19 protein-coding genes and 1 pseudogene are annotated in these 21390 nt (G+C 41.7%); 15 read left to right on the top strand and 5 right to left on the bottom strand.

The features are described from left to right. Nucleotides 1-2 precede the first annotated feature (2 nt). From CLI64_RS19200 to CLI64_RS19185, 4 genes are all read left to right on the top strand, one after another. Entirely contained in the window at nucleotides 3-818 is an 816-nt protein-coding gene (locus tag CLI64_RS19200) for a hypothetical protein (RefSeq protein ID WP_103138704.1), read from the top strand. A gap of 81 nt (nucleotides 819-899) precedes the next feature. After that, the gene (locus tag CLI64_RS19195) at nucleotides 900-1592 is read left to right on the top strand and encodes a hypothetical protein (protein WP_103138703.1); all 693 of its coding nucleotides are present in this window, start codon (nucleotides 900-902) and stop codon (nucleotides 1590-1592) included. A gap of 10 nt (nucleotides 1593-1602) precedes the next feature. Continuing rightward, the gene (locus CLI64_RS19190) at nucleotides 1603-3144 is read left to right on the top strand and encodes a TrbI/VirB10 family protein (protein WP_103138702.1); all 1542 of its coding nucleotides are present in this window, start codon (nucleotides 1603-1605) and stop codon (nucleotides 3142-3144) included. 192 nt (nucleotides 3145-3336) lie between these two features. Further along, a complete protein-coding gene (locus tag CLI64_RS19185; RefSeq protein WP_103138701.1) occupies nucleotides 3337-3864 on the top strand; it encodes a hypothetical protein in 528 nt (175 codons plus the stop codon). A gap of 224 nt (nucleotides 3865-4088) precedes the next feature. Here CLI64_RS19185 and CLI64_RS19180 read toward each other — a convergent pair whose 3' ends face one another. Together CLI64_RS19180 and CLI64_RS19175 are read right to left on the bottom strand one after the other, a co-directional pair. Next, nucleotides 4089-4373, bottom strand: a complete 285-nt coding sequence (locus CLI64_RS19180) for a hypothetical protein (protein ID WP_103138700.1) — start codon at nucleotides 4371-4373, stop codon at nucleotides 4089-4091. After that, nucleotides 4354-4599 (bottom strand): hypothetical protein, encoded by a 246-nt coding sequence (locus CLI64_RS19175; RefSeq protein ID WP_103138699.1) that lies wholly within the window; start codon nucleotides 4597-4599, stop codon nucleotides 4354-4356. Before CLI64_RS19175 ends, CLI64_RS19180 begins: the two co-directional genes overlap by 20 nt. Before the next feature lie 652 nt (nucleotides 4600-5251). On the opposite strand from CLI64_RS19175, the gene CLI64_RS19170 reads away from it, so the two are divergent. The 5 genes and pseudogenes from CLI64_RS19170 to CLI64_RS31645 all read left to right on the top strand — a co-directional run bounded on the left by CLI64_RS19170 (nucleotide 5252) and on the right by CLI64_RS31645 (nucleotide 10329). Then, complete coding sequence (locus CLI64_RS19170) at nucleotides 5252-5602, top strand: hypothetical protein (protein WP_103138698.1); 351 nt, start codon at nucleotides 5252-5254, stop codon at nucleotides 5600-5602. Between the two features lie 426 nt (nucleotides 5603-6028). Next, on the top strand, nucleotides 6029-6568 hold the full coding sequence (locus tag CLI64_RS19165; protein ID WP_103138697.1) for a Dps family protein: 540 nt from the start codon (nucleotides 6029-6031) through the stop codon (nucleotides 6566-6568). A gap of 81 nt (nucleotides 6569-6649) precedes the next feature. Then, a complete protein-coding gene (locus tag CLI64_RS19160; RefSeq protein WP_103138696.1) occupies nucleotides 6650-7417 on the top strand; it encodes a ChaB family protein in 768 nt (255 codons plus the stop codon). A 244-nt stretch (nucleotides 7418-7661) separates the two neighbouring features. Further along, complete coding sequence (locus CLI64_RS19155; protein WP_103138695.1) at nucleotides 7662-8435, top strand: slipin family protein; 774 nt, start codon at nucleotides 7662-7664, stop codon at nucleotides 8433-8435. A 134-nt stretch (nucleotides 8436-8569) separates the two neighbouring features. Further along, a pseudogene (locus CLI64_RS31645) lies at nucleotides 8570-10329 on the top strand (HaeII family restriction endonuclease). Between the two features lie 4 nt (nucleotides 10330-10333). Here the strand turns inward: CLI64_RS31645 and CLI64_RS19140 are convergent. Continuing rightward, nucleotides 10334-10579 carry a DUF433 domain-containing protein gene (locus tag CLI64_RS19140; RefSeq protein WP_103138693.1) on the bottom strand — a complete coding sequence of 82 codons (246 nt, stop codon included), beginning with the start codon at nucleotides 10577-10579 and terminating at the stop codon, nucleotides 10334-10336. Nucleotides 10580-10597: 18 nt separating this feature from the next. Next, nucleotides 10598-11863 (bottom strand): FAD-dependent hydroxylase, encoded by a 1266-nt coding sequence (locus tag CLI64_RS19135; RefSeq protein WP_103138692.1) that lies wholly within the window; start codon nucleotides 11861-11863, stop codon nucleotides 10598-10600. 212 nt (nucleotides 11864-12075) lie between these two features. Here CLI64_RS19135 and cysE point away from each other — a divergent pair, with 212 nt between their 5' ends. Then, entirely contained in the window at nucleotides 12076-12843 is a 768-nt protein-coding gene (cysE, locus tag CLI64_RS19130) for a serine O-acetyltransferase (RefSeq protein WP_103138691.1), read from the top strand. Nucleotides 12844-13004: 161 nt separating this feature from the next. Here cysE and CLI64_RS19125 read toward each other — a convergent pair whose 3' ends face one another. After that, nucleotides 13005-13586 (bottom strand): Npun_F5749 family FMN-dependent PPOX-type flavoprotein, encoded by a 582-nt coding sequence (locus tag CLI64_RS19125; RefSeq protein ID WP_103138690.1) that lies wholly within the window; start codon nucleotides 13584-13586, stop codon nucleotides 13005-13007. A gap of 348 nt (nucleotides 13587-13934) precedes the next feature. Here CLI64_RS19125 and nrdJ point away from each other — a divergent pair, with 348 nt between their 5' ends. The 5 genes from nrdJ to tal all read left to right on the top strand — a co-directional run bounded on the left by nrdJ (nucleotide 13935) and on the right by tal (nucleotide 21312). After that, the gene (gene nrdJ / locus CLI64_RS19120) at nucleotides 13935-17201 is read left to right on the top strand and encodes a ribonucleoside-triphosphate reductase, adenosylcobalamin-dependent (protein ID WP_103138689.1); all 3267 of its coding nucleotides are present in this window, start codon (nucleotides 13935-13937) and stop codon (nucleotides 17199-17201) included. 171 nt (nucleotides 17202-17372) lie between these two features. Beyond that, the gene (locus tag CLI64_RS19115) at nucleotides 17373-17591 is read left to right on the top strand and encodes a hypothetical protein (RefSeq protein ID WP_103138688.1); all 219 of its coding nucleotides are present in this window, start codon (nucleotides 17373-17375) and stop codon (nucleotides 17589-17591) included. A 422-nt stretch (nucleotides 17592-18013) separates the two neighbouring features. Beyond that, a complete protein-coding gene (locus CLI64_RS19110) occupies nucleotides 18014-18301 on the top strand; it encodes an RNA-binding protein (protein ID WP_103138687.1) in 288 nt (95 codons plus the stop codon). Nucleotides 18302-18855: 554 nt separating this feature from the next. Beyond that, the gene (gene fbp / locus CLI64_RS19105; RefSeq protein ID WP_103138686.1) at nucleotides 18856-19905 is read left to right on the top strand and encodes a class 1 fructose-bisphosphatase; all 1050 of its coding nucleotides are present in this window, start codon (nucleotides 18856-18858) and stop codon (nucleotides 19903-19905) included. Between the two features lie 261 nt (nucleotides 19906-20166). Further along, nucleotides 20167-21312 (top strand): transaldolase, encoded by a 1146-nt coding sequence (gene tal, locus CLI64_RS19100; protein WP_103138685.1) that lies wholly within the window; start codon nucleotides 20167-20169, stop codon nucleotides 21310-21312. Nucleotides 21313-21390: the final 78 nt, after the last annotated feature.

The following is a 21390-nucleotide window of genomic DNA, read 5'->3' as shown; positions in this document are numbered from 1 at the left end:
TAATGACTAACTTGTTAACGAGAAAGAAAGAACAGAAAATTAGTGCAATCACAATTTTTGCGATCGCCACTTTTAGTTTACATTTTTTAGTATTATTAATACTCCTCTCCCAAGGTTTAAACATTCGCCAATTAAGCCTGCGAAAACCCCCTAATTTTGTACAGACAATTGATGGTCAACCGATTAACAAACTCGATGAATTAGCCAGAGAACCTCAAGCCATTCGTCAGTTTGTCAGTAAAACCATGACATCAATATTTAACTGGTCAGGAACTTTACCACCACAGAATATAGAAGAAGTCGCCAAACCCAAACCAGACCCAGGAATTTTAGTCAGAACCCCCAACGGCGGGAGTCAAAAAGTCACCACTAGTAGTTGGGTTGCGAGTTTCGCCATTTCCGAAGATTTCCGCAAGGGTTTTTTGAGTGTCATAGCTGATATGACTCCTCCAGAGGTATTTGCTATCAACCCCAACCAAGCCATATCCGCAGAACTGATAATTAAGCGAGTCTATCCCCCTGTACAAATCGCCCCTGGACAGTGGCGTGTAGGTATGGTAGCTGATTTAGTACAGACAAAAAAGATTGATGGACAAAAATTAATTACGCCCTTCAATAAAGATTTATTAGTACGTGCAGTAGATTATTTTCCCTCTCCTTCATCCTCTAGTAGCACTGACTTACAAAAGGCAATTTATAGTAGCCGCACTGACAAATTAGAAATCTATGAAATCCGCAATTTATGTTTAATAGATGGCTACAGTAACGGTAATAACGAACAAGCTAACCCCTGTGCCAATAATAGTTTCATCAGATAAAAACCTTGATATACCAATTAATTTCACGTCATCAATGAATTCCTCCCAGTCCCCAATCCCCAATCCCCAGTCCCCAATATTATGCAATTACTCAAATCAGAAACGAAAAAAAATAGTATCCTCCCCCTCTTAGCCGTCGGCACATTTGGCTTACATCTGTTGACTTTACTGTTGCTGATGTTTCACGGGTCAATGTTAGAACTATTAAATCGGCGATTAACACCCCGTAGTCTAGTACAACTTGTAAATGGGAATGCCATTACAGTAGACCCAAAATCAAGTGCGGAACGATATCCAGAAACTATCCGCCGCTTTGTAGGTGAAACTATGACGCTGATGCTGACTTGGTCATCACAACAGCCACCGGCTGCTATTTGGGAAAGTAGCTCATCGTTATTAGCGAGTAATTTACAATCAAAATTTCTAACTGAAATTAATAATTTGAATTTAACTCAACAATTTGGCAATACTAATAGGAGTGGTGAACACATATTCATCGTTGAGAGAATTTCCCAGCCAACTCCCATTGGTGAGGGTAAATGGCAAGTCGAAATGTTAGCTCATCAATTAATTTTTAATAATTCTGATAACTTAGGCAGGTCAATTCCTTTTAATAAACAAATTTTAGTCCAAGCTATAGATGAATCAGCAATTTCCCTACCTAATACACCCTTACCGTGGCATTTAGCCGCTTACCGTTTGGGTGAAGCCAGGTTAGAAATTTATAATATCTGCGACATTGAAGACAAGAACTGTTCCACTAAATCCAACTAAGCAACACACCATGACTCCCCACTCTGGTATTACTGAAACTCCCCCCATCTCACTCACACCTTTGCCTAGTGAAGATTTGCCGGTAGATAACTGGGAATCACAAATGGCGAAATTAGTGGGATTGGAAGAAGAATCTCCCGATGAGGAATCTGCATCTGTTATAGATCAACCATCTCCGGTGACTCCCATCGCAGACCCCACAGAACAACCCCTATCATCAAATCCCTTTGCTAAGTTGGCTTTAGTGGGAACAGGAACTTTGACTATAGTGTTAGTGGCTGGTGTATTCCTCTCACAGATGATGAGTGGTACTAATCAAAAGCCCAAACCAAATAATATAGTTGCATCGCCAACCCCGACACCCACTGCTAGTTTGTCTCCAGAGGAAAACCTGCAACAAGAAGTAGAAACGCTCAAAACAAAGTTAGCTTTAGCTGAACAAGCCCAAGCTGTGAAACAGGCACAACAAAGCCTCCGCAATAGTACCATACCCACTTCCCGTCCAACGGCTACTCCCACCGTCCAAACTAACCCTAGCGTGAGAACTGAAAGATTTCCTGTAGTGCAGCCTACACCCAGAACTGTGGTAATTGAGCGTCCAGCCAACTCCTATCTACCGCCACCTATCCCTGTTGCTAATTCTGTCATCCCACAGCTACCACCTCCTCCCGTAACCCCAACAGCTGCACCATCCACACCCAACCCCTTTGCAGAATGGTCAAGGTTAGCTAAGTTGGGTAGTTATGGAGAGATTAACACTGGTAGCGCGCCGCAAATAGCCGCAACTGCTCAACCATCGGCTAACAATTATGTACCACCCCAACCGCTTAACCCCGATAACTATCGCCCACCCTCCAGAATCGACCCAAATACAAGTATAGCTAGATACCAAGTCCCAAAATCTTTGAAAGTAGGAACTAGTGCTAGAGGGGTACTAGCTACGGCAGCTTTTGGTGAAACTACTAGAAATAGAGGTGACGATAGTAACAGCGATAATCCCAATATGTTTGTCGTGCAGTTGCGAGAACCCCTCAAAGATAGTAGTGGCGCGATCGCCTTACCTGCAAAAACTGAGTTATTAACACAAGTGCGTTCCATCTCGGAACAGGGTCTAGTCCAGATGAAGATAGCCAAAGTCCTCATCCCCAGTGATGGTAATCTCACAGAAAGAGATGTACCCGAAAACGCCCTACTAATTCGTGCCGGTGGCGGTAGACCCCTAGTAGCACAACAATATCCCAATCGCAGTTCATCAATAGCCTCAATGGACGCAGGTTTATTCGTCTTAGGTGGGATAGCGAAAGCCGCAGAGTTATATAACCGCACCGATTCCCAAGTCACAGTCAACGGTGGTAGTACCGTCGTCACCAACGACTCCAACCGCCGAAACATCGCCGCAGGCGTACTAGAAGGTGGTTTAAACTCCGTCGTCCCCCAAATTTCCCAACGCAACCAACAAGCGATCGCCCAAATGATGCAACAAAGTAACGTTTGGTTATTACCTGCCGGTACGGAAGTTGAGATATATGTCAATCAGGCAATGCAGTTTTAGTGGGGATTGGGGACTGGGGAAAAGGTGGACAAGGTGGACAAGGTAGAATTTATTCTCCATCAAAACTCAAAACTCATTACTTACCACTCATTACTCATTACTCATTACTCATTACTCATTACTCATTACTCAGCACCGGCTAAACGCCGCGCTACCGCTAACATCACTCTCTCTGTTTAGGTAATATTGAACATGAAACCTCATTTCGGTCACGGCGTTTCCCTATTATTTACAGCTGCGATACTATTATTGGCTGGTCGTGCGGTTGCAAATAATGCCGTTCTGCGTTCAATTTTCTCTTGTCAAGCTCAAGGTTTGGGGGGTGTCGTACCCACGATTACAGTGTGGTATCAACAAGGAACAAATTTAAGCTTTATCCCCGCCGGCGAAACTATTAGAAAAGTCTGGCTCAATGACCCATCGGAGGTAACATTAGATTTTGATGGGTCTATGTGTATGCAATTTGGTCAAGAAAATAGTGGCGATTGTAAAAACTCTGGTGCTAACGTCATTCAATTGCGACGTATTCCTAAGCTCGATATTCCCGGACTACCTAAAACTAATAATACGCTTTTAACAGTAATTACAGAAGCTCAAGGTCAACCAAAACTATATACTTTCAGAGTTCTTTATGGAGATGATGCACCGGAATATCATACTTTAGCGGTTTATGCTGATCCCCCTCCGGCTGGACAATCCTGTGTCAGAGTGTCTCGCTAAATACTAATCTAGGTTTGTAACTGGGTGGGATAAAAATTCTATTTCAAGATTCACGCAATATAAAATTCGTAAACTCTTTGATTCCCTCTTTATTAAAATGTGTGTAGGTTTTTTACAAACTATGGTCGAAAACTACAAGAAAGGCAAATAAAATTGGGAGTTAATTCTAAACTTTCTCTGCTGTGAAAAACCTACACCTGCAACTTTTCGTGAGTAATCAGCAATTAGTTCTGGTCAAAATTAAATAAAGGTTTTCTGAACAAGAGTAAGTTTTTACGCTTACGTTTATGCTGATGTTGAACGCTAGTTAAGTATTGATCAGCATAACGAAATGCAGATGCACCATCATAAGCGGCGATCGCGATCGCTTGGAAGAAAACCTTGGTAGGAACTTCTTGATCACACAGCCTTTGCGTCAGAACTAATAAATCTCTGTCTGTTGCAGGAAAGGTAATTTCTTCTGACCATTCTGGATCATAGTCAACATCTTCAATTACAGTTCTGGACATTTTGAACCTCCCCGAAGGCAAAAGATGCGAAACCTGTAATGAAATTTAACTGCTGCTCCCGTGATTGTAAGTTATCTGGGAGTTCGGTACTGTTGCATCCGATTTCCTTGAGAATTTCTAAACAATAGGCTCTAATTTCGCTGCATGAAGCGTTTTCCCACTTCATACCTACTTCTTTAGCTTTCTCTAAATTACATCGAATTACGTTAGTTACAGGGCTAATCATGAATGCACCCTCATAAGCTTGATGATTGCAGTTTTGATCAAAAGCCCAAACTAATGGAACCGTGTTTTTGCGGAATTTATGAAGACAGGCTGCAAAATCGTCAGCGCATTTGCGGAAAAGATTTTCAGGCGATCGCGGTTTTTTCTTAAATAGATCACTACGTAGCTACAAGTCATTGTCCATTTGGCGAGTATACTACTGAGTGTCAAACTCAGTAATATTGACCAATTAGCGCAGTAATCTTACTTATACTGAAGAAATATAACTTAAGTAGTAGATAATTACAGACATTTATTAATTTTATATATGATGTTTTTATCAAAAAGATTACATATATTTTTGAGTCGATACACCACAAGAATGATTTTATTTACTGCACTATCTTGAGAAATTTCATTCTCTAGACCGATTTATAAATTTCTTTTTAGATTAACAATAAAAACAGCTTGCATAGCTTGCAAAAATCAGAACAACCTGAAGCAAAATTAAATTACTATTTACCTACTTAAATCATATTAGGAAAATATCAGGAGTTCTTACAAGCTATACAAGCATTATAACTTAATCGTGAGATACAAACTAAAAATTAATTTTAATTTAGATACTATCTCAAATTAAGTTAACATCTGGCAAATTTGATAGAGGATTAACAATGAATATGTTTAGTTGTGTTCTACGTCCATTTAAGTTTCTCATCATCGCTTTTACCTGTGCATTGCTGTTACTCTCTAGCACTATTCCAGCATTTGCGATTGAGAGCTACAAAAGTGATCCCACAGAAGCTACTACACAACTCCTAGAGACACAACGCCAAACTGATGAAGTTGCTAAGTCTCCACCACCAACACTAGAAGAAGTGCAGAGAAAATCTAATGAAGGACTAAATGAAGTCCAAGGTGCTGCTGACATTGAAAAGATGAAACGTCCAGAAAATTCTCAAAGTGCAACTTCTGTAGAAGATGAAGTAAAGAGTTTCTTAGAAAAAGTTACAGGTAACAAGTAACTTGGTATTAAATGATAGGTAAGAACCATAATTAATCATAAATTTTAGGTTTGAATATTCCTATCTCAACTCGTAAAACTAACGTAAGTCAGGTTTTAAAGCCTGACTTAATTTCAATACATTTAGCACCTATTGGAAAAATTTAGGTTGAAAATCTCACCCCTGGCGGGCGTACCACTTTGTGGAAGCAAGCTACTCGTTAGCGTCTCGTCATAGAAAAAATCCTTGTTTCACAAGGTAGCTAGAAACCCTACACCTTGTAGGTGGCTGTCTTTAATTTTGAATTTTGAATTTTGAATTTTGAATTGATTTATTGAGACTTTAGTTATAGTTAATTTCCATTGGACAATCTTTCCTTTGATTGATGTAAATACTAGTTAATTTTTGAGACTTTAGTACATAACGTCAGCTTAGGAAATAATAGCAATGCGTACTATCAACATTGGTTTAACAGAAGAACAACGCCAAGGAGTGATTAATTTGTTAAATCAAGATTTAGCAGATTCTTACCTTCTATTAGTAAAAACCAAAAAGTACCATTGGGATGTTGTAGGCCCTCAGTTTCGCAGTCTGCATGAACTTTGGGAAGAACATTATCAAGCACTCACAGAAAATATTGATGAGTTAGCTGAAAGGGTAAGAGCTTTAGGTGGTTATCCTATAGGCACAATGGCAGGATTTCTGCAAGTCACAACTCTCAAGGAACACGCCGGAGATGTCCCCAACGCAACTGGCATGGTAGAGCGACTAGTAGAAGATCATGAACAGATCATTCGGAATTTGAGAGACCACGTAGACCGCAGTGGTGAAGAGTTCCATGACCAAGGAACTGCTGATTTTCTCACTAACCTCATGGAAGATCACGAAGAAATGGCTTGGATGCTGCGTTCATTTATTGAAGGTCAACCAGTCCAACCCAACGGTACACAACCAGCAACAGAAACCAAAACCCCTGTAGGTGTTTAAAAAAGGCACAAGGAAAAAGATTCCCTTCCTTTTACATTTTGCCTTTTGCCCTTTACCTTTTGCCTTTTAAGGAGTAAACAAGTGCCAGAAGTTTATCAAGCAGAACGTACAATTTCCGCAGTATTGAAAGAACAAAAGCAAGTTGATGATGTAATTCGTCGGTTATTAGATAGAGGTGTACCTAGAGACCATATTTCGGTCATGGGTAGAAACTTTCAGTCAGAAACTCGGATTGCAGGATTCATCACTAAAAGGGATGTAATTCTCGGAGGTTTGAGAACAGGAGCTATATTTGGTTCCTTGTTTGGTTCATTTCTGAGCCTACTGACAGGGGTGGGTGTACTGTTTATTCCTTTTGTCGGCCCCATCGTAGCGGCTGGCCCCATTAGTGCGATTCTTTTGGGAGCAGCCAGTGGTGCGATCGCAGGCAGTGCTGGTGCTGGTTTAGTCTCCGTTCTCACTACCTTGGGAATGCCTGAAGACAAAGCCGCAGTCTATCAAACCCGCTTACAAGCTGGTGAGTTTTTAGTGCTGGTAGAAGTACCAAGCGATCGCGCCGGAGAATTCCAGTTACTACTAGAAAGTGCTGGTGCAGAAGAAATTAATACTATCGAGAAAGCACTATCTCATCCCTGTCCCGGCCCTTGCAACAGTCCTGAAGACTTATCGCCTGAAGTCCGTTCTCATCTTTCTTCAGACGCTCAAAACACTTTTATCCAACGCTACAATCAAGTGTTAAATGAGACTAGCGACGAATTTACAGCTGAACAAGCAGCATGGGAAGCTGTACATCAGAAATTTGATGAAGATGAAAACGGTGTTTGGTCAAAGCAAAAAGTCGGTGTTTAAGCTGCTTTCCTAGATTGAACAGTCGGGGGTAGTGAACTTGAGTTCATTACCTTTTTTATTTGCAAATTCAAGGTACAAAAGCTTAGTTTCTATCTGTTGCTGGATTGGTGAAGATTGGTAAAACCAGCAGATTTATCATTGTTAAACATAACTTTGATAAATAACATTACATTATCTGCTTTTTACCCATAGCTCGTTTTTCCCAGAGCTAAAATACATTCACACTACACCGGCACGATGAAATATGGGGACTTTTATTAGTTCATTTTTTGTTTTCTTAATATTTCTCAGTCTATTTGGCTTCAAGCTAGACAGAGAATACCAGCGTGGCGTTATTTTCCGTTTAGGTAGAATTAACGGTGTCAGAGGGCCGGGTTTATATTGGATTCTGCCCATGATTGACCAAAAAGCCCAAGTCGATATTCGGACTAAAACAGTCAATATTGAACCACAAGAAACAGTAACTGCTGATAGCGTAACTATTAAAGTTAACGCCGTTTTATACTACCGCATTCTTGATCCATCCAAAGCCATCAATAAAGTAGAAAATTACCAATCAGCCGTTTATCAAACTGCTTTGACGACTTTACGTAATGTCGTAGGTCAAAATATTTTAGATGATGTTTTACAAAATCGCGACAAAATCAACACTAGAGTCCAAGAAATTGTTGATGAAATAACTGAACCTTGGGGAGTTGTGATTGAAAGGGTGGAAATGAAAGATGTGGAAATTCCACTCGCCATGCAAAGAGCAATGGCCAAGGAAGCAGAAGCCATTCGTGAAAAACGCGCTCGGATCATTAAAGCCGCAGCAGAACAAGAAGCCTCCATCAAATTAGCTGAAGCTTCTCAATTAATCATAGATAATCCTGTAGCTTTAGAATTACGGCGATTGCAAATGTTGACTGAAGTAGGAGCAGAAAATAATACAACTACTTTAGTGATGATTCCCTCTGATTTCATTAGTTTAGCTAAACGTTTATCAGATTCTATTCCCAATCAAGAACAGCAAAAATAGTTAATAAACTGTAGTTGAAAGTTTTAAACTGAGTTGAAAGTTGATAAGTTAAGGCAGAGTCAGTAATTGTCTCTTGCTGTGTGAGCGATAATTGTTGGATAATCATTTGCCAACTTCCTGTCAACGCCAAACAAATGCAGCGCACCAAACAAAAAGCCACTCTCAAATTTCTAGACTTGTTTTGTGGCATTGGCGGGTTTCGTATTGCAGCACAAATGGTTTGCCAAGAGCGAAATCTTCAACCAGTATGCGTTTTTTCCAGTGATATAGATCCTGCTGCTCAAAAAGCATATGCAGTCAACTTCAAAGAACAACCCGCAGGCGACATCACTAAAATAGATACTCAAGACATTCCTGAACACGATATTTTATTTGCAGGGTTTCCGTGTCAACCCTTCAGTATATGCGGAGACATGAAAGGTTTTGATGATATACGCGGTACTCTATTTTTTGAAATCGCCCGTATATTGCAAGCAAAAGAGCCTCAAGCCTTTATCCTTGAAAATGTCAAACAACTAAAAGGACATAATCAAGGGCAAACACTCAGGCGAATCATGGAGACTATTGGCAACTTAGGATACCATGCAGACTATCGCATTCTAAACGCGCTTGATTTTGGTTTACCGCAAAAGCGCGAACGCATTTTTATTGTTGGCTTCCGCAAACCTGTTAATTTCCTCTGGCCTGAAGGTGGTATTGCGATGAAACCCCTGGCGGAAATTTTGACAGATGAAGTTCCAGATTTCTACTATGCTTCTGAAAAAATTAGGAATAGTCGCATAGAAAAACGAAAGGGGAAGCAGCAGTATAGTGAGATGACTATCTGGCATGAAAACAAAGGCGGAAATATAAGTGCATACCCCTATTCCTGTGCCTTGAGAGCAGGCGCGTCCTATAATTACCTTCTAGTCAATGGTGAAAGAAGACTGACAGAACGCGAAATGTTGCGCCTCCAAGGCTTCCCTGATTCCTTTCAGATAGTTGGCAGTTATCAAGCCGTCAGAAAACAAGCTGGCAATACTGTAGCTGTTCCTTGTGTTGCGGCTGTCATTCGCTCGGTTCTAGATGCAATGGCAGAAACTGCAACTAAATCAACAACCCCCAAGTCCCACACTCAGAGAGAATTGAATTTGACCCTTGATACTGCTGTTAGCATATATACACCTAGCGGAATTGCTTTTGTGGAGAGTACGTCACCGCAAGATTTTCAATTGAGTGTTTTATTGGAAAAATTCGTCAAACAAAGGGGTATCAAGCGAAGCATTGACAAAGCTTATGAGATTGTTACCTATAGTCTCTTGGAAACAATCGTAGTTGCTCTTGGCACAACTATCAAAGTCAGTATTCCCCCCAAAAACAAAGAATTGCTAGCCGAGTTTTCAGACTGACGCGGGTTTTGTTGGGGCTGGAAGCAGGAAAAGAAAGTTGGGAATTTCCTGCCCATATTTATCGTGTTGGTGTCACTAATGCGGCTGATAGAGGTTTGGATATGTGGGCTAATTTCGGCCCGGCAATTCAAGTTAAACACTTAACGCTTGATAGCAAATTGGCTCAAACAATTATTGATCAAGTAGAAAGTGACAATATTGTAATAGTATGCCGTGACGCTGACGCAGAAGTAATTAAAGTTGTCACCCAACAAATTAGTTGGGGGCTACGTATGCGGGGTATTGTGCGCGAGTCTGAATTGATTAATTGGTATGAGCGTTGCTTGCGTGGGAAGTTTGCCGAACAACTGGCGCATCCTCTAATGAGTCGTCTAGCGAATAGCTTTAAATTAGAATTTCCACAGGCTAATGCTATTGTGGATTTTCTAGAAGAACGTCAGTATCTTTCAATACCTGTTGATCAATTTTGGATAACAGAGATTGATATTAAAGATATAGCTTTTTAACTAACTATACCTCCATAGGTAGTGGTATAAAAGCAGCACTTTCAAGCGTGCGAGATGCAAATAAAAGACAAGCTCTAATGTCTGCTTCCACTAAGCCTTCATATTCTGCCAAAATCTCTGTTACTGTTGTGCCATGTGCTAGAAGATTTAGAACGTATTCAACTGTAAGGCGTGTTCCTTTAATGACAGGTTTACCAACCATGACTTTAGGATTAACACTGATTCGGTTTAACAGTTCTTGATCTGTCATATTTCTCAAAATCTCAGTTTAACGTCTTGCTAATTCTGGAGTCTTACCCTTCAACCCAATCATTAATTTGAGCATAAAGACTTTCAGCATCGGGACACGCTGCATCAACCATAAACCCAAGCGACGCAAAAACACCACAGGCTGAAACTGATTGGAAAACATCCGATCTAACAAATCTGTAAAGCCTAAGATGGCCAGATTTTCTTTTTGTCGCCAACCTTCGTAACGCTTAAGTACCTTGAGATTACCGATATCTTCCCCAGCTTGATGGGCTTTTTGGATAACTTGCGCTAAAGCCGCTACATCACGAATACCCAAATTTAACCCTTGTCCGCCGACAGGATGACAATTGTGAGCTGCATCACCTACCAAAGCCAAACGGGGAAGGACATAACGATCGCTTTGCATTAGTTGTACTTGAAACACGAAGCGATCGCCTAACAATTCTAACTTGCCCATCTGATCCCCAAATCGGCGGCTGAGTTCTTTTAAAAATTGTTCATCATCTAAAGCACACAAAGCTTGTGCCTCAGCATGGGGTGCTGTCCAGACAATGCGGCAACGATTCCCTGGTAAGGGTAAAATCGCAAAGGGGCCACTCGGCCAAAATCTTTCGTAGGCTGTATCATTGTGGGGTTTTTCTGGTTTAACAAAAGCCACAATACAAGATTGCCAATACTTCCAACCGTGAGTTTTAATGCCAGCAGCTTGACGAATAGGCGATCGCGAACCATCCGCAGCTACCACTAATTTACTCTTAACTAGTTTGACTCGCTCACCAATTTTGATATTAATGACTACCTCGTTCTGCTGATATTTAGTATTCACCACCTCAGCCGGACAAAGATAAGTCACATTCTGACAATTCTGCACAAACTCTTGTAGAGGTTCGAGCAGTGCTTGGTGTTCTGCCACATAACCTAATTCTGGTATGTCTTGACTGATATCTTGGGTTTCAAATTCCACTACCTGGGGATATTCAGCATCAGACAGACGCACTTGGCGATATTTAGCAATTTTCGGCAGCATTTTGTCCCAAATGCCAATCCCTTGATATATCAGTGCTGACAGCATATGCACTGCGTAGGCTTGTCCTTTGCTGACACCCATTGATGTGACCTTAGCCTCAATCAGCAGAATGTTCAAGCCAGAGTCTTTTAAAGCCGCCGCCAAAGTCAAGCCGACAATGCCGCCACCGACAATCACCAAATCATAATCATACCTTGGTAATTCTGGCAGTAGATATGGAGAAGAAGTTGTTTGATTAAACTGCGTTAACGCCATTGTGAAGAGAAATTAAGCAATTTTATTTCTTATTGTGACGCGATCGCCCTCATTAGGGCAAGGGGCAAGAGGCAGGGGAGCAGGGAGCAAGGGGAGACAAGGGAGATTTTACTTCAGCCCCATGCCCCATGCCCAAAAACTTGATAAGAGTGGACATTTAGAACGATATGATGGGGAGGTAGCTTGTTGTACTTTCCGAGGGTACTGTCCCAATGCTCTCTACACTACGTGCTGATTTTCGTATCATCTTTGAACGTGACCCAGCTGCTCGTAACTTACTGGAGGTCTTGTTTTGTTACCCCGGTTTACAAGCCCTGATGTTTCATCGGTTGGCTCACGGGCTGCACGGTATCGGTCTTCCTTTTATTCCTCGTTTGATTTCTCACATAGCTCGGTTTTTGACTGGTATCGAAATTCACCCAGGAGCGACCATCGGCAAGGGTGTATTTATTGACCACGGTATGGGAGTAGTGATTGGGGAAACAGCGATCATCGGTGATTATGCTTTGATTTATCAAGGTGTGACCTTGGGAGGAACCGGTAAAGAAAGCGGCAAACGTCACCCCACTTTAGGTGAAAATGTCGTCGTTGGGGCTGGTGCTAAAGTATTAGGTAATATTCTCATCGGTAATAATGTCCGTATCGGTGCTGGTTCTGTGGTATTACGGGATGTTCCTTCAGATTGTACGGTGGTGGGAATACCAGGCCGGATTGTGTACCGTTCAGGAGTTAGGGTTGCACCACTAGAACACAACAACTTACCCGACTCAGAAGCGGAAGTCATTCGCGCTTTAGTCAACAGAATCGAAGCATTAGAAGAGCAAATCCAAACTCTACAGCGTCAAAACGCTGATCAAAAAACCCCTGTTTTAGTGAGTTATGTAGTTAAAGATTGTGAAAGTTTGCCAGCTGATGCTGCTCCTATATGTAATCTCCGAGATAAAGCTATACAGCAGTTTTTAGACGGAGCAGGGATATAACAATTCAAAATTCAAAATTCAAAATTCAAAATAGGGAGTGGTGAGTGCTGTTAACGGTGGCGAGGCATTTAGCGATTGCTGAGTGATTAGTTTTTCCTTGGCTTACCCTGTCCTCTTTTGCCTCTTTCCTCTGCACCCTCACACCCTCACACCCCTCTCTGTTAAGGATTAACGTCTTTGATAGACCACTGTTGATTTTGATCACAATAGTAAATGCGGCGGTTTTGGGGTTCACCACGTAATTCTAAATGGTCTACTTGTGTGGGTTCTAGTAGTAATAAGCAAAAATTAGTTAGTGGTTGATGTGGGTCGGGTGGTGGTGGCTCAAAGGCTGCTGGTTCGGCTTTGGGTTCCCCAGGATGCGGCCAAGCAAATTGTAAACGGGCTGCATCGCTTAATTCTTGCCACATAGCGATTCGGGCTGCTTGCAGATGGGGATGAGATTCATCACTGCTCGCTACAGTTAATTTACCAGTGATGCGAAATTGTTCTCTGGTGTTGGGAAAATACCAACAAACTTCCGCCCAGGGTTGCTGCTGTATTTGGTCGATTTTTTCACTCCGGCTATCGGTAATAAATCTGAGTTGGTTAGTATCTGCTAAAAAACCACGAAAGACTACGGTACGATTAGCAGCATGACCGTTAGTTTTGACTGTGGCTAGTTGCAGGTAACGGGCGTATACAAGGCTACGGTTGCGGTGGAGAGCATGGGCTAAAGCACTTCTCCAAGGAGCTAGGGACATGATGAAGTTTTGTTGCAATTTATCCAGACTCAGATTAATCACAAAGTGGAGAAATTAGCAATCTTTTCGTTTAATCTAGTTTGTCTACATTCCTAATTGATTGAGTGGAATTCCTCTCCAAGAAGAGCTAAATTTTCCCCATACCGATGATTTTACGACTTGAATACTGTTAATAATTGCAACTCAGTGTATAAACTTTTGCGGAAGAGAAAGCAATTATACATCATCAATATGTGTGGCAATTTCTACAGTTAGCTCATAGCGTAAAGTGGAAAAATTTTCAAGCTTTTTTCCTCTATCTACTTGGCGTATAGTCGTAATCTGTTCACAAGCAACACTCCTTTTGATATGGTTCGAGAGCTGGAAATTAAACGTCAGGGTGCAAAGTTTCCCGAAACTGCACCAGCCGCTAACCCTGTATTTTTTAGAACTTATAGCCGCCGTACAGAAGCGGGTTTGAGAGAAACTTGGGATGAAGTGTGCGATCGCACTATCCAAGGTTTAGTCGAGTTAGGTAAACTCACACCAGAAGAAGCCGCCATTTTAGAAAAGACTCAACGCAAATTGCAAGCCTTACCCAGTGGGCGTTGGCTTTGGGTAGGTGGCACAGATTGGATCTCTAAGCCCAAAAACTTTTCCGGTGCGTATAACTGTACCTCTACCAACCTGCGAGACTGGAACGCCTTCGGGTTAATGATGAACCTCGCCATGATGGGTTGCGGTACGGGGGCAGTCATAGAACCGCAGTATATTAATCAACTGCCTGCTATCCGTAACCATCTCCATGTGAATGTGCAGGGAAATGTTGGGGATACAGCTAAAGAATTACGTCGTGAATATACACAAACCCATATAGAAGGGAACACAGTTACTATCCATGTTGGAGATAGCCGGGAAGGTTGGGTGGCATCCTACCAAACCTTATTAGAGTTATCAACCGATGAAAGATTTACTGATGAAGTACAAGTAATAGTTGATGTCAGCGATGTCCGCCAAGCTGGGGAAACCCTCAAAGGTTTCGGTGGTGTAGCGAATCCTGTGAAATTACCAGGACTATATCAGCGTTGTGCTGCCATTCTCAACAAAGCTGTCGGTAGACAATTAACTTCCGTGGAATGCTGTTTGTTGATTGACGAAGCTGCTGTAACAATTGTTGCTGGTAATATACGTAGAAGCGCGGGGATGCGTCAGTTCATATCTGATGATGAACAAGGCGCAACTGCCAAAGATAACCTGTGGCAACAAGATGAAAATGGCAACTGGCGTATAGATCCTGAGCGCGATGCTTTGCGGATGGCGAACCACACCAGAGTGTTTCACCGCAAGCCAACCCTAGAAGAATGTATTAATGCTGTACGTAAGCAATATTACAGTGGTGAGGGTGCAATTCAGTGGGCTGGTGAAGCTGTTGCTAGAGCTAACTGTGATTTGTTAACTACACAAGCGTTGAAAGCTGATTTCATCAAAGCTTACGAACAAGGAACAGCTAAAGATTGGTTACAAAAACGACACCCTGAAATTGATGCAAAAGAGCTAGAACACCGTCTGGCAAGGTTTGGTCTCAATCCATGCGGGGAAATCTTGGGTAGTGATTTTCACTGTGTAAGTGGTGATACTTTACTGATCACTCAAGATGGAATGCACAAAATTCAGGATGTAGCGGGATGTCAAATTAGCATTTGGAACGGTAAAAACTGGAGTCAAGTGCAACCATTTAAAACTGGTAGTTCTCGCATTCTCTATCGTGTGCGCTTCGGAGACGGTTCATATTTAGATGCAACTGAGTATCACCGCTTCTTTGTCAAAGATAGATTCAGCAAGAGTTATAAAGAAGTTCAAACTAAAGATTTGATGGATACCAGTCGGTATGCTATCCACACTGAACCATTCAAAATTCAGTATGAAGATGGTTTAGATATCGATCGCAATTATGCCTACACTTTAGGGCTAGCAGTAGGAGATGGTACAACAGATCAAAAAAATCATGCCAAGATTAGGTTGTATCAAGAGAAAGTCGCTTTGAATCTCGCAGGCAATAAATCTCCTATTAGAGATTATGGTTATTCACCTGCGTTTACAGATGTCACAGATTTAGGTTTCTCTGGAGGATTCTTAAAAAGCCTAAAAACTAACCCAGAAGCACTGAATGTAATTGCTAGTTGGAACAGACAAGCCATATTGAATTTTATCGCTGGTTTAGCAGATACGGATGGCTCAAATACAAGTAGTAACGGCATCAGAATATATATTTCTGATTATGAGCGAGCATATCGAGTTCAGCTATTACTAACTAAATGCGGTATTCGTTCATCTGTGAATCTTCTCGCCCATAAAGGGTCAGTCACAAATTATGGTATTAGAAGTAGAGATTTATACTACTTGCAAATAACTGAATGTGGTGAAATTCCTTGTCAGCGTTTGGATGTCAGCAAAGGCACAAATGCCAAATATAAAGGTAAATGGCAAGTTGTCAAAAGTGTTGAACAATTACCAGGATTACATGATACTTACTGCTTTAATGAGCCGGAGTACCATAAGGGTGTTTTCGGTAATACTTTAACTGGTAACTGTAATCTGTCTGAGATACATCTCAATCAAATTGATCCATCTAACCACAAAGAACAAGAGGAAGCTTTCACGGCTGGGGCGTTATCTGTAGCGTCACTTTTAAATCATCAATTCCAAGAACAACGCTATCAATATAGTCGGGAATTAGACCCAATTGTTGGGGTTTCTTTCACTGGGTTATTTGATTTCTTCGTCCATGCTTTTGGTGTGGACTGGTTGCGGTGGTGGGAAGCTGGCAGACCAGAAACACCCCAAGGATTGGCGTTTAAACATCGGGAAGCAGAATACTTAACTTCTTGGAAAGAAATTGTGCAGCGTGTGGTGTGGGATTATTGCGATCGCCATCATCTCAAACGCCCAAACCGTTGCACAACAGTACAACCCAGTGGCACAAAATCACTGTTAACTGGTGCAAGTCCTGGATGGCATCCCCCCAAAGCCCAACGCTTTATCCGCCGCATTACTTGCCGCAAAAATGACCCCGTAGCTTTGGCTTGTCTGGAATATGGTTACAGTATTATTCCTTCCCAGTCAGATAAAGATGAACAGGGGAATTTGCTCAATGATCCCTTTGATCCCAGAGTTACAGAATGGCTAGTAGAAATTCCTGTGGCTGTGTCTTGGGCTGATTTACCTGGTGCTGATGTCATTGATATCAGTAAATTTAATGCGATCGCCCAAATGGATTTCTATATGCAAGTACAGAAATTCTACGTCACTCACAACACCTCTGCCACCATCGAGTTACGAGAACACGAAGTAGAAGCATTAGGAACTCGCATCTGGGAAGCAATTCATAACGATGAAGGTTACATGAGTGCGGCACTACTAGCGAGATTTGATGATCATCAAACCTTCCCCCGCTTGCCATTTGAGCCAATCTCTAAACAGGAGTATGAGCAAATGCTGCAAGCCGTAGCCGCACGCCGTAAAACCAATGACTTCTACACCGTCTTAAGTCGCTACGACTTCGGCGATTTAATGGAAGTCGGCCCCGCAGGCTGTGACTCTGATAAGTGCATGATGCCTGAACAAAGTCCGAATTAAGGGACTGGGGATTGGAGGCAAGGGGGCAGGGTGCAGGGGGCAAGGGGAGAAAAAATTCCCCACGTCTCCCTGCACCCTGCCCCAATTCCTCTTGTATGCCCCATGCCCAAATTTACACGTTACGATTAGTGAATAAATCCTAATTTTCGTAAATCTTGTAGGAGAGTCTAAATGTTCATCAATGAATTGTCACCTATATTTCAGCAACTAGCTCAACACCCAGCTTCCTTTTTTGGGGGTTTCTTCTCTGGCGTGTTAAGACTCAACCTTGCAGACGATCCCGTCAAAACTTGGTTAGATAAACAATTGGGAGTTAACACCTACCCATCTGCAACAACTGAAGCCAATAACGGCAGAGCTACTGGGCCACAATCCATCACCATTGAATAAAATCAGAACTTTCTTAATCAAGACTCTTCACAGTGGAGGTTGTAAAGTTTTTTACTGTTACGCCTCCACATCACTGATGCAATACTCAACAAAAATCTCAACCATACAACTCAGATTTGATCTGACATCAATTGAACATCAGAAAATCAATTTTTTGTCGCCTGCATAACATATAAGACTTGCTAATTATATTCTGTTAAGAGTTTGTAAAATCTCACACTTTGAACAATGGTTTGATCAGTTATCATATGAGCGTATGCCTCAGTTCAGCCGCAGGAAAGGCTTAGTTGAAGATAACGCTAGCAATATGAATGCTGCCCTACAACATTTGCCATCTGTGACCCAAACGAGACTATGCAAGCTTTGCAATCTGTTTTCTCGCCGAACTGGTCGCTTTATTTTTGACAATTACGTGATCCCACATGACTATCTACGTTGGAAATCTCTCTTACCGCGCTACCGAAGCAGACTTAAAAGCCGTATTTGCGGACTACGGCGAAGTCAAAAGGGTTGTTTTGCCTACCGACCGTGAAACAGGTCGGATGCGCGGTTTTGCCTTTGTGGAAATGAATGAAGACGCTCAAGAAGATGCTGCTATCACTGAGCTAGATGGCGCAGAGTGGATGGGTCGTCAACTGCGAGTCAACAAAGCCAAACCGCGAGAAGATAACCGACGAGGTGGTACGTGGAATAAAAAACAAGATTATTAGCGACAAAGGAAAAATATAGCACACTTAACTAGATTAAGCAACACCCCTAAGTAGGAATTAGCCTTATTAACTGTTGAAAATTCAACAGGGATGTTTTGTATAGTCTTGGTAAGAAAAAAGATCTTTCATTACCAAGACTAATTAAAACTGCAAAAAAGTATTAATGGATGACGAAACAGCTAATTAAATCGAGGTAGAGCGACTTTAGAAATATCAACGCTGAAAGTATTTTTTGTACTACAAACTTTTTCAGAGAGTGTGAGATTTTCTCACAAAAAAATCATTATACTTAAGTAAAATGCTGAGTTATGAAGATATTTGAGATACTCAGTAGTAAATTGCAGTGAATTTATTGATAGTGGCGATCGCTCCAAGTATAACCGCCATCAACACTCATTTCTTTTTCATCTCTGTTTCATTTCTTTAGTTTATCTAAAATCACATCTAAGTTATCAAATTACCTTTCTAAGATAGAGTCAGCAACTAACGATAAGTTGCAACATTACACCTGATTTACCCAAATCAACACAGCCACTCACTAGGGAGTACAGAAAATGACTAAAGCGTCAGAACCTTTAGATTTGTCTTTAAAAGACGCTCCAGATAAAAGCTTAGATCGCGATTGTACAACCCTATCTCGGCACGTACTACAGCAACTTCAAAGTTTTTCTTCAGACGCACAAGATTTAAGCGCGCTGATGAATCGCATTGCCTTAGCTGGGAAATTGATTTCCCGTCACATGAGCCGCGCAGGTTTGATGGAAGGTGTTTTGGGATTTACAGGGGACGTGAATGTGCAAGGCGAGTCCGTCAAAAAGATGGATGTCTACGCTAACGACGTATTCATTTCCGTATTTAAGCAAAGTGGCTTAGTTTGTCGCCTAGCTTCCGAAGAAATGGATCAACCATATTACATCCCCGAAAATTGCCCCATCGGTCGCTATACCCTACTATATGATCCCATTGATGGCTCATCTAACACCGACATTAACTTGAGCTTGGGTTCTATCTTCTCAATTCGTCAACAGGAAGGCAACGATATTGACGGGCAAGCCAAAGACCTTCTGACCAATGGACGCAAGCAAATTGCTGCTGGTTACATCCTTTACGGGCCTAGCACCATGCTGGTTTATACCATTGGGAAAGGAGTTCATTCCTTTACCCTTGACCCCAGCTTAGGAGAATTCATCCTCACCGAAGAAAACATCCGCATTCCTAACCACGGTGCTGTTTACAGCGTTAACGAAGGTAACTTTTGGCAATGGGAAGAATCATTTCGCGAATACATTCGTTACGTCCATCGTACCGAAGGTTACACAGCCAGATATAGTGGCGCAATGGTAAGTGATATCCACAGAATTTTAATTCAAGGCGGTGTCTTTCTTTACCCAGGCACAATTCAAAAACCAGAAGGCAAATTGCGCCTGTTATATGAATCTGCTCCCCTAGCCTTTGTCTTAGAACAAGCCGGTGGTCGTGCAACTACAGGTTTAGTAGAAATATTAGATGTAGTACCCAACAAACTCCATCAACGCACCCCATTAATTATTGGTAGCAAAGAGGATGTAGCCAAGGTAGAGTCGTTTATTCAGAATGGTCATTGAGGAAGCAGGGGAGCAGAGGAGCAGGGCGCAGGGGGAAAAACTATTACTCAGCACTCATCACCGGCTAAACGCCGCGCTACCGCTAACAGCACTCAGCACTTTCTGTAACAATTTTTGGATGACCTTGAGAGATTATCTCAGCTGGCCGATGTCATAAGTGATTGACGAAGCAACAATGCAAAAGTCCCCATGAAAGTTTTGACTTTGATGGGCTTGGTCAAACTCACTTAGAAACATCATTAACGGAGTTAGATAATAAATATGGCCACCAATCATCTACTAGAAATAAAACAGTACGGCCAAAGTGTTTGGATGGATAATTTGAGCCGTGATATTGTGCAATCAGGGGAACTCCAAAACCTAGTGGAAAATCAGGGAATTTGTGGCATTACCTCCAATCCGGCGATTTTTGAAAAAGCGATCGCAGATAATGCAATTTATGATGCTGATATTGAAGCAGGCATAGAGGCAAAATTACCCACATACAAAATCTATGAATCCTTAGTGTTTGCAGATATCCGTAATGCCTGTGATATTTTGCGTCCTGTATATGAAGCTACCAATAGACAAGATGGTTATGTGAGTATCGAAGTACCACCCACCATCGCCCACGATACCCAAGCTACAATCAATGAAGCTCGACGTTATTTTCAAGAAATAGGTCGAGAGAACATTATGATTAAAATCCCTGGTACAGAAGCCGGATTGCCTGCTGTAGAGCAAGTAATAGCTGAAGGTATTAACGTCAATATTACCCTGCTATTTTCTGTACAGAGCTACATAAATACAGCTTGGGCTTATATTCGGGGGCTAGAAAAACGAGTAGCAGAAGGTAAAGATATCAGTAAAATAGCCTCTGTCGCTAGCTTTTTCTTAAGTCGTATTGATACCAACATCGACGGCAAAATCGATGCCAAATTAGGACGTGGTGTTGATGATATTAACCTAGAAGCCAGACTCAGAGCCGTCAAAGGTAAAGTAGCGATCGCAAATGCAAAGATTGCTTATCAAGAGTACAAAAAAATTATTGAGAGCGATCGCTGGCAAACACTAGCCAGCCAAGGTGCAAAAGTGCAAAGATTACTGTGGGCTAGCACCAGCACCAAAGACCCCAATTACAGCGATGTTATGTACGTTGATGAGTTAATTGGCCCAGATACCGTCAACACCCTACCACCAGGGACAATTACCGCCTGTGCTGAACACTGTCATGTAGCTAATCGTCTAGAAACAGGAGTAAATGAAGCTTACCATCTCATAGAAAGCCTCAAAGACCCTGACATCAATATCAATCTCGATGCTGTTATGGATGAACTGTTAAACGAAGGTATTAACAAATTTGTCCAACCTTTCCAGTCCTTAATGAACTCTTTAGAGCGCAAAGTCAAGCTATTGTCACCAGTATAGGGGGCTAGGAATTTTAGATTTTAGATTTTGGATTTTAGATTGAACTTCAATCCAAAATCGCAAATCCAAAATCTAAAA

This window comes from Nostoc sp. CENA543, from assembly GCF_002896875.1.
In the GTDB taxonomy this organism is placed as follows: Bacteria; Cyanobacteriota; Cyanobacteriia; order Cyanobacteriales; family Nostocaceae; genus Trichormus.
This window is presented reverse-complemented; position numbering and strand designations above follow the sequence as displayed.